Genomic DNA, 13,110 nt, shown 5'->3' with positions numbered 1-13,110 from the left:
CTCACATCAGCAGAAATGCAAGCATTCCAGCTTGCACCACGCCTTGTGGTCAATATTACTATTGACCAGTTGCGCTCTGATTATGTAGAGGCTTTCTCACCACTGTTCAATCAAGATGGTTTTCGCAAACTTATGCAAGAAGGCAAAGTTTACGAAACTGCATCATATCCATTCAAACCTGTTACAGAGCCAGCCGCAATAGCAACAATAGCAACTGGATCAATTCCATATTACCACGGGATAGTTTCACCACAGTGGCTTGACAGAAATACACTAAGACAGATATATTGTGTTGATGACAATCGATATGGGGATTCACCCGCAAATCTAAAGACATCTACGGTAAGTGATGAAATGAAGATTTCATCAGCAGGTGCAAGTATTGTCTATAGTATAGCCGCAGATAAGAGTTCTGCCATACTGTCAGCAGGTCATGCAGCTGACAACGCAATATGGTTTGACAGTACAAGAAGAAAATGGCAGACCAGTCCATATTATGGTGCATCACCAAGATGGCTGAACAACGGAATATTCTCACACGACATAAATAACGACGACATTGCAGTAAAAGCCGGAGAGATTGTCAACAAGACATCAATGGGAACTGACAATATCACTGATATGCTGTCAATAACCCTATCGGCAACATCTTCTGACGACGCAGTTGGTAATTGGCAAAACAGGATGCAAAGTGTTTACACAAAGCTAGACAACACACTTGGTAATCTTGTAAAATCTATAGAGAAGACCATAGGCAAGGAACATGTTATATTTGTAATTACAAGTACTGGAGCAGAAACAGATGAAAGCAATGATTATGCTTTATACAGGATTCCTACAGGAACATTCTATATAAACAGAACCGCCAATCTGCTGAACGTTTATATAAGCGCTATTTATGGACAGGGAAACTATGTTGAAGCCGTATTCGGTAATCAGATATTTCTTAATCATAAACTAATAGAGCAGAAACGTCTGAGTCTTCATGATGTTGAAAACCGATGCAAGGAAATACTTACCCAAAGTGCCGGGGTATCAAATGTATACACTAGCGAGCAACTGCTTGCTGGAGGAAACAATGACATAAAAAAAATACGCAATGCGTTCAGTCCAAACATTAGTGGAGACATTGTCATTGATGTCACACCAGGTTGGAAACTCTTAAACGAAAATACACAAGAAACATATACTAGTCGTACAGCTGTTATTCCCTTCCCTATCATTATATATGGAATGAATATAAAAGCCGAACGCATTACCACACCCGTAACGGTAGACAGAATTGCGCCTACCATTGCAAAAAGCATTCGCATCAGAGCGCCAAACGCTTGTGAAAACATTCCTTTATTCTAACATATTGTAGAATAAAGGATATTGGATAGTATCCAAAGTTTTCATTAACAAAGTGCATATTACTAATTAAATTTAGTAATTTTGCACAGAATATACATTATAAAAATAACAAAACAAAATAGAATATGAATTTCAACAAATTTTTAAAGTCATTGTTTGGCGATAAATCTGTTCGTGATATGAAGCTCATTCAACCTCTAGTTGAGAAGGTGAAAGAGGGTTATCCTGAAATACAGAAACTGACAAACGACGAATTGCGTGCTAAAACTAAAGAACTACAGCACTACGTACAGAATTCTGCAGAAGAGCAGGTAAATAAGATTACCGAACTAAAGGACAAGATTGAGGAAACTCCTATTGACCAACGCGAAGATATCTTCAACCAGATAGACAAGTTGGAAAATGAGGTTCTTGAAATATACGAAAAGGCTTTGATGGATGTTATGCCTACAGCTTTCAACATCATCAAGGATACAGCACGCCGATTCTCAGAAAATGACGATACTATTGTAACAGCTACAGATTTCGACCGCGAACTTGCATCAGATCCAGCTAATGATTTCGTTACAATTGACGGAGACAAAGCTATATACCATAATGAATGGACTGCCGGTGGTGCTAAAACCAAATGGAACATGGTACACTATGATGTACAGTTGTTTGGTGGTATTGCACTTCATCAAGGTAAGATTGCTGAAATGGCAACTGGTGAAGGTAAAACTCTTGTTGCTACCCTACCAGTATTCCTGAATGCACTTACAGGTAACGGTGTACACATGGTCACTGTAAATGATTATCTTGCAAAACGTGACTCTGAATGGATGGGGCCTCTCTACATGTTCAACGGTCTTTCTGTTGACTGTATCGATAAGCACCAGCCTAATTCTGAAGCTCGTCGCAAGGCTTATCAAGCAGACATCACATTCGGAACAAACAATGAATTTGGTTTCGACTACCTTCGCGACAACATGGCACTAAATCCAAGTGACCTTGTACAGCGCAAACATAACTACGCTATCGTCGATGAGGTTGACTCTGTGCTTATTGATGACGCTCGTACACCTCTTATTATATCAGGTCCTATTCCAAAGGGTGATGACCAGATGTTTGAAGAGTATCAGCCACTTGTAGAGAAGCTTTATGAAGTACAACGCAAACAAGCTACAGAGCTTCTTGCAGAAGCAAAACAAAAGATAACCGAAGGACAGAATAAAAACGATAAGAAGCTTCTTGAAGAAGGTTTCCTTGCACTTTACAGATCTTACAAAGCTCTTCCTAAAAATAAGCCACTTATCAAGTATCTTTCTGAAGATGGTATCAAGGCTGGAATGCTAAGAACCGAAGAAACATACATGGCAAACAACAACCGTGAAATGCCAAAGGCTATTGCACCTTTGTTTTTTGTTGTTGATGAAAAGCTTAATAGCGCAGACCTTACAGACAAGGGTTCAGAATGGCTTGCAAAGCAGACTGGTAACGAATACCTATTCGTATTACCTGATATTACTTCACAGCTTTCTGCACTTGAAAATGAGCAGTCTTTGTCTGATCAGGAGCGTGTTGACCAAAAAGACGAACTCATGGCACACTATGGTGTACAGAGTGAACGTGTTCACACTCTTCAGCAACTTCTTAAGGCTTACACTATGTTCAATAAAGACGATGAATATGTCGTTATGGATGGTGAGGTTAAGATTGTTGACGAGCAGACTGGCCGTATTATGGACGGTCGCCGCTGGAGCGATGGACTTCATCAAGCTATTGAGGCTAAGGAGCACGTTAAGGTAGAAGCAGCCACACAAACTTTCGCAACTATTACCTTGCAGAACTACTTCCGTATGTACCACAAACTTTCAGGTATGACTGGTACAGCAAGTACTGAAGCTGGTGAGCTATGGGATATTTACAAACTTGATGTTGTTGAGATTCCTACTAACCGTCCTATCTCACGTCATGACCTTCAAGACAGAGTCTACAAGACTGCACGTGAGAAATATGCAGCCGTAATTGATGAAATTGATGATATGAGAAATGCAGGTCGTCCTGTTCTTGTAGGTACAACATCAGTTGAAATCAGTGAATTGTTGAGTAAGATGCTTAACATGCGTAAGATTCCTCACAACGTATTGAATGCAAAACTCCACCAAAAGGAGGCTCAAATTATTACTGAGGCTGGTCGCTCTGAAAATGGACTAGGTGCGGTAACCATTGCTACCAACATGGCAGGTCGTGGTACCGATATTAAACTTACAGAAGAAGTTAAGGCTGCCGGTGGTCTTGCAATTATCGGTACAGAACGTCATGAAAGCCGTCGTGTTGACCGTCAGTTGCGTGGTCGTGCTGGTCGTCAGGGAGACCCAGGTTCTTCTGTATTCTACGTAAGTCTTGAAGATAAACTTATGCGTCTTTTCGCTTCAGAAAGAATCGCTAAGGTAATGGACAGACTTGGATTTGAAGACGGAGAGCGTATTGAAAGCCCAATGATTTCAAAGAGTATTGAACGCGCCCAGAAGAAGGTTGAAGAAAACAACTTTGGTATTCGTAAGCATCTTCTTGAATATGATGATGTTATGAACAAGCAGCGTACTGTCATCTACGAAAAACGTCGCCATGCTCTAATGGGTGAACGTATCGGAATGGACATTACTAATGTAATTTGGGACCGTGTTGTCGGCATTGTTGATAAAAACGATTACGAAGGAGCCAAAGAAGAATTCATGAAGGTTCTTGCAATGGAAATACCTTTCGATCAAGCTGAATTTGAAAACAGCACAAAAGATACTCTTGAAGAGCGTGCATTCCAAGATGCTATGGCTGCATTCAAGCGCCATACTGAAAGAATTCAGGCTGATGCCTACCCTGTTATAAAGCAGGTTGAGGAAACTCAAGGTACAATGTTCGAGCGCATACTTATTCCTATCACCGACGGAAGACATATGTATCAGATACCTTGCAACCTAAAGAATGCTTATAAGACAGAAGGTGCAAGCGTTGTTAAGGAATTTGAGAAGACAGTAATGCTTAGGATTATTGACGACAACTGGAAAGAAAATCTGAGACAGCTTGACGAACTTCGTCATAGTGTTCAGAATGCTTCATACGAGCAGAAAGATCCATTATTGATTTTCAAACTCGAAAGTGTGAAACTTTGGGATAACATGATTGACGATATGAACAACCGCATCTCTAGCGTATTGATGCGTTGCCAGTTGCCAGTTGTACAAAATGAACTTCATGAGGCTGCCCCAGAACAACATTCACAAAGATACGTTGAGCAAAAGGCTGAATCTGTTGAAGAGGAAATGCGTGCAGCACAACATGCAGCAGCTAACAGAGACACACGCGAAGGTGCTGAAGTAAATCACACTCCGTATGTTGCAGACAAGATGCCACGTCCTAACGATCCATGTCCATGTGGTTCAGGCAAGAAATTTAAGAATTGCCACGGACGCAATATTTAATATAAATATAATCCAATATAAAAGGCATGAATGAATTTTATTTCATTCATGCCTTTTTTGATCATATTAATCAAAGCCAATAGAACTATCTTATAATGATTAATTTTTATTTTAAAACAAGCTCAACGATTGGTCTACATCAAAAGTTTTTTCTTCTTCTAGCTCTTCATCCATTTTACTTCTAAAATGCAACATCAACTGCTGCCCTTCGCTTACATTCGTATTGATGCGGTAGATTCCACGGGAATCTGTTCTTTCAATAACAGAGTTTGGATTCTTGGAATTACGCATAAGATATTGCCTAACATAGACATAAACGTCGTCAAAGTCGACAACGTTAAACAGATTGTTACAAGCATTTTGAACATGTAGTGCTAATTTCTTTACTGCGATTCCTTCATCGCCAGCTTCCAGCAAAAAGCGCAATATCTCTTGATCGTAATTCATTTCGTAATTAATAAACAAAAAAGAAGGGGGCTGACAAATAAAATTCTCAGCCCCCTTCCTTTATCAAATATCCTACTAGGAATATTATGCAAGTGTAATCAAGTTGTTGTTCTCGTCCTTAACCTTACCCTCTTTATAGAGCCAGCCAATACCGAGATAAGCTTCTTCTACGCTAATATTTGCATCTTTTGCAATCTCAGCAATGCTTAGAGCTTTACCAGCTGCTGCAAGTGTCTGATAAACATCACCTGCACGAAAACCTACACTCTCTGCATTTACATACATTAACGCATCCTTTGCCACTGCCTTTTTTGAAGCCGTTGCTTTCTTAGCTGTAGCTGTTTTTGTTGTTGCTTTCTTTTCTGCCATAATTTAATAAATAATTAAATCCACACCAAATTAAATATATGTTATAAATTTGATGCTACAAAATTACTTAATAATTTTCAATCTGCACAGTTTATTTCTATAAAACTTACATTTTAGCATTTGGCAACTTGATTTCTTGACTTAAGTCAACCTTACGCCTTCAAATCGAGCTTTATCTGAAGTTCATCAAGTTGCTTAGCGTCTACTTCACCAGGAGCATCAAGCATTACATCACGGCCACTATTGTTTTTAGGGAAAGCTATGCAATCGCGAATAGAATCAAGACCGGCTAAGATACTAACGAATCTATCAAGACCAAAAGCAAGACCAGCATGAGGTGGTGCTCCATACTTAAATGCATTCATCAAGAAACCAAACTGAGCCTCAGCACGTTCAGGTGTAAAACCAAGAACCTCAAACATTCTCTCCTGTAGGTTCGTATCGTGAATTCTTAAAGAACCTCCACCTACTTCTATACCATTGCATACAAAGTCGTAAGCTTTTGCACGCACCTGCTCAGGATGTTCATCCAACAAAGGAATATCATCAGGATTAGGCATTGTAAATGGATGATGAGTTGCCATAAGTCTCTGTTCCTCTTCACTCCATTCAAATAGAGGGAAGTCAACAATCCAAAGGCACTTAAACACGTTCTTGTCTTTAAGTCCAAGAAGGTCACCCATCTCTAAACGAAGAGAGCACAACTGAACACGTGTCTTATTAACATTGTCACCGCTCAATATAAGAACCAAATCACCATCATTGGCGCCCATTACGGTCTTAATCTCGTTAAGTTCCTCTGTAGAATAGAATTTATCAATACTACTCTTTATGCTACCATCAGAGTTATATTTAATAAATACAAGTCCTTTTGCACCAACCTGAGGTTTCTTAACGAAATCAGTAAGTTCGTTCAACTGTTTGCGGCTATAGTCTGCACAACCAGGAACACAAATACCACCAATATATTTAGCTTCATTGAAAACAGAGAAGTCTCCCTTTCCTGTAAAAGCATCCTTAAGTTCTACGAATTCCATACCAAATCTGGTATCAGGCTTGTCACTACCATAGCGACGCATAGCTTCATGCCAAGTCATCTGCTCTAGTTTTGGAATTTCAACGCCACGAATTTCCTTAAACAAGTTACGGGCCATTTCCTCAAACAAGTTGATAACATCGTCTTGGTCAACAAAGCTCATTTCACAGTCAATCTGTGTAAACTCTGGTTGACGATCAGCACGAAGATCCTCGTCGCGAAAACATTTTGCTATTTGGAAATAACGATCAAAACCAGCTACCATTAAAAGCTGTTTCAATGTCTGTGGACTTTGTGGAAGAGCATAGAATTGTCCTGGATTCATACGGCTAGGAACAACAAAGTCGCGAGCTCCCTCAGGAGTACTACCAATAAGAATAGGAGTTTCAACCTCCATAAAATTCTGACTGTCCAGGAAATTACGTATAAGAATTGTCATACGATGGCGAAGTTCCATATTCTTGCGTACAACCGCACGTCTAAGATCAAGATAACGATACCTCATACGAATATCGTCACCACCGTCTGTATTATCTTCTATAGTAAAAGGAGGGGTTAGACTTGGTGAAAGCACATTCAGCTCTTTAACAAGAATCTCTATATCACCAGTTTCTATCTTAGAGTTTTTACTCTGACGTTCACTGACAACACCTTTGATTTGAATGCAAAATTCACGACCCAATTTATTAGCTTCATCACAAAGAGTTTTATCATCTGCCTCGTTAAAAACTAACTGAGTTATACCATATCGATCACGTAGATCAACAAATGTCATACCACCCATTTTCCTTGAGCGCTGCACCCAACCGGCAAGAGTAACATCCTTGCCAGTGTCAGAGAGTCTTAGCTCTCCACATGTGTTACTTCTATACATAATATGTATGTTTATTATTCTTTTCTGACTTGCAAAGTTACACTTTTTTTATGGTATTACATAATATTAATATATCGTTTTACTATAAAAAGATGTTAACACGTGCAATAATGACATTATTGCATATAAATAAAGCTACAAATATTTACATGCATGACAATATATATAAAAGAATGGTTTGGATAATGTCATTATTTTTTGTAATTTAGCACACAATTAACATGTGGAACTATTATACAATGAAAAAAACACTATTCTTTATCCTTTTTCTATCAACATTTGTCTGCCATATTAATGCACAACAAATGCAAGCACGTCTTGACCATTATTCCACAACAGATGGTCTTACGAGCAATTCCATCAGCGATATTATACAAGATAAGTTCGGCTTTATGTGGATAGCCACATGGAATGGTTTAAACAGATTTGACGGATATAATTTTCAAAACTACGCTACTGGCAAAGCCAGTGGTATAAAGAACTTCCACAACAGAATACTTGATTTACAAACAGACCTACAGGGAAATATCTGGATGATAATGTATGACAACAGAGTGTTTGTACTCAATCGTCACACAGATTGCATAACTAATGCTTTTAATGGTATTAAAGATTGCGACAACATGAAAATATACGATACGCTTACTGAGAATAAATATAAAATCAGCAATGCTTTAACAATATCTCCAGACGGTAATGTATATATTATAATACCAAAGAAAGGAATTTACCAGCTTTATGTCAATAGAAATGTACATTCGATTAAAAAGATTTTTGATGACAGAAGGCATATTTATAATATGACATGCGATGCTTACGGCAACTTATGGCTTGGAACACAAAAAGGTCTGATTATGGTTGACAAAAGTACAGGCAGAACAATTGGTAAATTAATGGTTCCAGGCGAACATTACAATACGATGGGCTTTGTTGGCTCTGATTTATATCTAGGTACCCAAAGCGGAAAAATAATAATACGTGATACAAAAAGATGCACAAGTAGATATCTCGACATTAAGAATGCAGACCACTCTCCTATTACAGCTTTGCATGTTGACTCCAAAGGACTTGTTTGGTTTACCACAAAAAAACAAGGAATATCTATGCTTAACACTAAAACGAAAGAAGTAAAATCGTTTACACAGAAAGTAAACATACCTGAGAATGACATAAATGGATGTACTGTTTTCGAAACAGGCGACGTACTATGGGCAAGGATGAATCATGGTGGCTTTGGAGTATACGACAGAGTAACAGGACAGATGAATTATTTCTATAACAGTCCAAAAGACACTTGGAATCTAAGCAATACCGTAACAACATATATGGCACTTAATGAAGGAGTGGTATGGATGTCGACCATAAGACGCGGGCTAGAGAAACTATCTATAGTACACAACAAAATAAAACTAATTGTTCCAATACCAGAAAGTAATGAATATGGCATTAATGAAATAAGGGCTATCATTTATGGCAAAAAAGCCAACTGTATTCTAATATCAAACAAAGCTGGAGAAGTATATAAACTACGAAGTAAAGATTTAAATCTTGCTAGCAAAACACCTATGTTCAAGATAAAAGGCAGAATATACGGCATGATGGAAGATCATCTCGGGAATATATGGATAAGTACAAAAGGAAATGGATTATATATACTTAAATATGGACAAAGTTCTCCAATAAAAGTAGATTATCCGTTCACTTCGCAAAATATATACAATACTAAAGAAGACAAGTATGGCAATATATGGATTGCAACATACAACGGAGGTGTAAATATACTTATAAACAAAGGTAATGATCAGTACAAACTTATTACTCCAAAGTATATAAAAGGCTACGGGAAAGATCAATTTTTAAAAGTGAGAACTATTGAAATAGATAATGAAAGTGTTGTCTGGGCAGGAACTTCAGATGGAATAATACTTCTTAAATTCAATAATCGCAAAAAAGCCGTTGAAGCTTATACATTAAAACAAACAAAAAACATTGATGAGCAAATGGCTAATAATGATATAGTTGAGATAAAAAAATCACCAAATGGAGACATGTGGATAGCCACAAACGGTGGAGGACTAATAAAATCAATCGGTAAGGATAATGAAAATAGATGGAGATTTCAGAACTTTGGACAGTCAAACGGTCTGCCTAGCGAAGAATTACGTGGAATAACATTTACTAAAGAAGGACATGTATGGTTTTCTTGTGACCAAATAATCTGTTCGTATGATCCACAAAAGCAGTTGTTTACAACATTCTCTATGCAAGATGGCGTTGGGGATATAGCCTGTTCTGAATGTTCAGCTTACACATTGCCAGATAACAGAATGTTGTTTGGCACTTTAAATGGATACTATATTATCAACAAGAACTTACTAACTACGACAAGCGGTTCTGACTTTAAACTTGCAATTACAGACTTTTATGTTAATGATAAATTGATGACTCCACGCAGCAATAAGACTTATGATTATTACATACCTGATAGTGCTGAAGTTGAATTACCATCAAGGTCAAGTGTATTCGCTATAAAATTTGCATCTCTTAATTATCAGTTGCAACATCGTGTACACTATATGTATATGCTAGAGAAATATGATGATAAATGGATGAATGCCAATGATACAAGGACCGTAAGTTATAGTGATGTACCTGCTGGTGAATATACTTTTAGAGTAAAGGCTTTTTTACTTGAAAACCCGAATAAATATGACGAACGAAAAATAAAGATTATCGTTCCTCCTTATGCGTTTAGGTCAACTATTGCATTATGGGTTTATATTATTTTATTTATCGGAGGCATATTCGGTGTCATATTATGGAGAAAGAATATAAACGAAAATACAAGAAATAATATGAGGGTTCTAAAAGTTGGCCCCGAAGAAATAGCATTTCTGAATAATGAAGATTTTAATTTTGTAAAGAGTCTACAAGACTGGCTTGAGTTGCACTATGCAGATGCCAACATAAAGATTGAGGATATGGTACACAAGACAAATATGTCTCGCACAGCTTTTTATACTCAATTAAAGACACTTACAGGCATGTCACCAAAAGAGTTTGTGAGTGAATTCAGGTTGAAGAAAGCATGCATGTATCTAGAAAATGACTCATGTACTATTGCCGAAGTTGCATACCGCACAGGATTCAATGATCCAGTATATTTCACTCGCTTATTTAAACAGAAAAAAGGAAAAACTCCTACTCAATATAGGGAAAATAAAGTGAAAGCGAAAGAATGAAAAGCAGTTAGCTTTTCATTCTTTTAACTCAATATTGTGAAACGGGCGAATTTAAGAAGAAGCATTTTAGTTCCAGTATTTTTGAAACTAACTGTGGCTTTAAGATTTTCGCCCTCTCCTTCTAATTTATCAACTGTCCCGACACCAAATCTCTGATGCTCGATAACACTGCCTAAATGCAGACCTTTAGGCAATTCCATAGGTTTAGCAGCAGGCTCAACTTGCTTTTTCAAAGGATGTAGGGTCGAGCGCTGAAAATTTTCTTCTGTATTTTGCGGTTTATTTGATATACTTTTGAAAGTATCTATCTGATGAGTCTGTCTTGGACGTTCAAATATCTTAGTTCCACCGAAATCAGAACTTTCATCTTCAACATCAATGTATCTTGGATCAATATCTTTCAAAAATCTACTAGGAGTGTCAAACTCCATCTTGCCATATCTCCACCTATTTTTGGCACTTGTAAGAATGCAATGCTTTTCAGCACGAGTTATTGCCACGTAAAACAATCTACGCTCTTCTTCAAGTTCCCTCATACTAGTGAGACTCATCTGACTTGGAAAAATATTTTCTTCCATTCCAACAATGAATACAGTTGGGAATTCAAGTCCTTTTGCGGCATGAATAGTCATCAAACTTACACGGCTATCTTCTCCGTCATCACTATCCAAATCTGTAAGAAGAGCAACCTCCTGTATAAAATCTATCAATCCAAGATGTTCCACATCACCTTCTTCCATTCGTATATCTACGAAATCTTTAAGTCCATTAGCAAATTCAGATAAGTTTTCCTGACGAGAAAGACTTTCAGGATCATTAGAACCGAATATATCGGCACTCATCCCACTTTGTTTTATAATATCGGTACCAAGATCTGAGGCATTATCTATACTTAAGCGAGCAATAAAACCATTAATCAGTTCTGCAAAGTTTGAAAGTTTCGTTATCGCTCCGTTATTCACAGAAAGTCCATACTTAACTGGGTGGCAAATAACTTCCCAAAAACTAATTGCGTTTTGCTGTGCACAAGATGCTATCTTTGTTATTGTAGTATTTCCTATTCCTCTTGCAGGATAATTGATAATTCTCTTTATTGCTTCCTCATCATCTGGATTTACAATAACACGAAAATAAGCCAGAACATCTTTTATCTCCTTTCGCTGATAAAAACTCAGTCCACCAAATATACGATAAGGTATTCCCTGTTTACGCATCTCTTCCTCAAAACTCCTGCTCTGAGAATTTGTACGATACAATATTGCTATATCACTATATTCGCAACAGTCATTACGTTTAATTCGCTTGATGTCTCGACAGACCACGGTAGCTTCTTCCTTATCACTGTAAACAGGCTTATAGAGTAATTTTTCGCCTTTCTCATTATCGCTGAACACATCCTTATGAATCTGGCGCTGATTATGACTTATAAGACTATTTGCTGCCTGAACGATTCGCTGCGTTGAACGATAATTCTGTTCTAGTTTAAATAATTTGCTTTCAGGATATATCTTCTGAAAATCAAGTATATTATCTATATTAGCTCCACGAAATCCATAAATACTCTGTGCATCATCCCCGACAACGCAAACACGTCTATTATCTTCAGTAAGTTGCTGCACAATACATTGCTGCACATAGTTTGTATCCTGATACTCGTCTACAAGAACATACTTAAAACGCTCAGAATATTTTTTCCTTACATCCTCATGTTCCTTAAACAATCGCCAAGTCATTACAAGCAGATCATCAAAATCCATTGCGTTAGCATTTTGACAACGTTGTTGATAAGCTAAATATATATTATAAATTTCAGGTTGTTTTGAATTTCTGTCACGTTCTAGCACTTCCCTATCATTAGCATATTGCTCTGCCATCACTAAATGATTTTTAGCCATGCTGATACGCGAATGAACACTTGCTGGTTTATAAGCTTTATCATCCAAGCCCATTTCTTTTACAATACTCTTGATAAGCGATCTACTGTCAGCTTCATCATATATGGTAAAAGTAGAATTATATCCAATCTTTTCAGCCTCAAAACGCAAAATACGTGAGAAGATACTATGAAAGGTTCCCATATACAAACTACGAGCCCTCTCATGCCCTACAAGTCCACCGATACGAATTTTCATCTCCGCAGCAGCCTTATTTGTAAAGGTCAAAGCCAAGATATTCCATGGCGTATAGTTCAACTCATCAAGCAGATAAGCTATCTTATATGTCAGCACACGTGTTTTACCCGATCCTGCACCGGCAATTACCAGCTGCGGACCAGAACAAAATTCCACTGCGGCACGCTGTCCGCTATTTAATTCGTCTAGGAGCATT

7 protein-coding genes are annotated in these 13,110 nt (G+C 37.7%); 3 read left to right on the top strand and 4 right to left on the bottom strand.

The features are described from left to right. Window positions 1-15 precede the first annotated feature (15 nt). Both HEQ28_RS02450 and secA read left to right on the top strand, forming a co-directional pair. Window positions 16-1,353, top strand: coding sequence for an alkaline phosphatase family protein (locus tag HEQ28_RS02450; RefSeq protein WP_434504413.1), 1,338 nt, complete (start codon window positions 16-18; stop codon window positions 1,351-1,353). Between the two features lie 125 nt (window positions 1,354-1,478). Then, window positions 1,479-4,814, top strand: coding sequence for a preprotein translocase subunit SecA (secA, locus tag HEQ28_RS02445; protein ID WP_434503600.1), 3,336 nt, complete (start codon window positions 1,479-1,481; stop codon window positions 4,812-4,814). A 111-nt stretch (window positions 4,815-4,925) separates the two neighbouring features. On the opposite strand, the gene HEQ28_RS02440 is transcribed toward secA, so the two are convergent. The 3 genes from HEQ28_RS02440 to aspS all read right to left on the bottom strand — a co-directional run bounded on the left by HEQ28_RS02440 (window position 4,926) and on the right by aspS (window position 7,540). After that, window positions 4,926-5,261, bottom strand: a complete 336-nt coding sequence (locus tag HEQ28_RS02440) for a hypothetical protein (RefSeq protein ID WP_434503599.1) — start codon at window positions 5,259-5,261, stop codon at window positions 4,926-4,928. Window positions 5,262-5,345: 84 nt separating this feature from the next. Beyond that, entirely contained in the window at window positions 5,346-5,630 is a 285-nt protein-coding gene (locus HEQ28_RS02435; RefSeq protein ID WP_434503598.1) for a winged helix-turn-helix domain-containing protein, read from the bottom strand. Between the two features lie 152 nt (window positions 5,631-5,782). Continuing rightward, complete coding sequence (gene aspS, locus HEQ28_RS02430; RefSeq protein ID WP_434503597.1) at window positions 5,783-7,540, bottom strand: aspartate--tRNA ligase; 1,758 nt, start codon at window positions 7,538-7,540, stop codon at window positions 5,783-5,785. 239 nt (window positions 7,541-7,779) lie between these two features. On the opposite strand from aspS, the gene HEQ28_RS02425 reads away from it, so the two are divergent. Further along, complete coding sequence (locus tag HEQ28_RS02425) at window positions 7,780-10,782, top strand: AraC family transcriptional regulator (RefSeq protein ID WP_434503596.1); 3,003 nt, start codon at window positions 7,780-7,782, stop codon at window positions 10,780-10,782. Window positions 10,783-10,805: 23 nt separating this feature from the next. On the opposite strand, the gene HEQ28_RS02420 is transcribed toward HEQ28_RS02425, so the two are convergent. Then, on the bottom strand, window positions 10,806-13,109 hold the full coding sequence (locus HEQ28_RS02420; RefSeq protein ID WP_434503595.1) for an ATP-dependent helicase: 2,304 nt from the start codon (window positions 13,107-13,109) through the stop codon (window positions 10,806-10,808). Window position 13,110 lies beyond the last annotated feature (1 nt).

Origin of the sequence: Prevotella sp., from assembly GCF_051059605.1 — a bacterium.
GTDB lineage: Bacteria > Bacteroidota > Bacteroidia > Bacteroidales > Bacteroidaceae > Prevotella.
The sequence above is the reverse complement of the archived record's forward strand: the minus strand, read 5'-3'. Positions and strand labels throughout refer to the sequence as shown.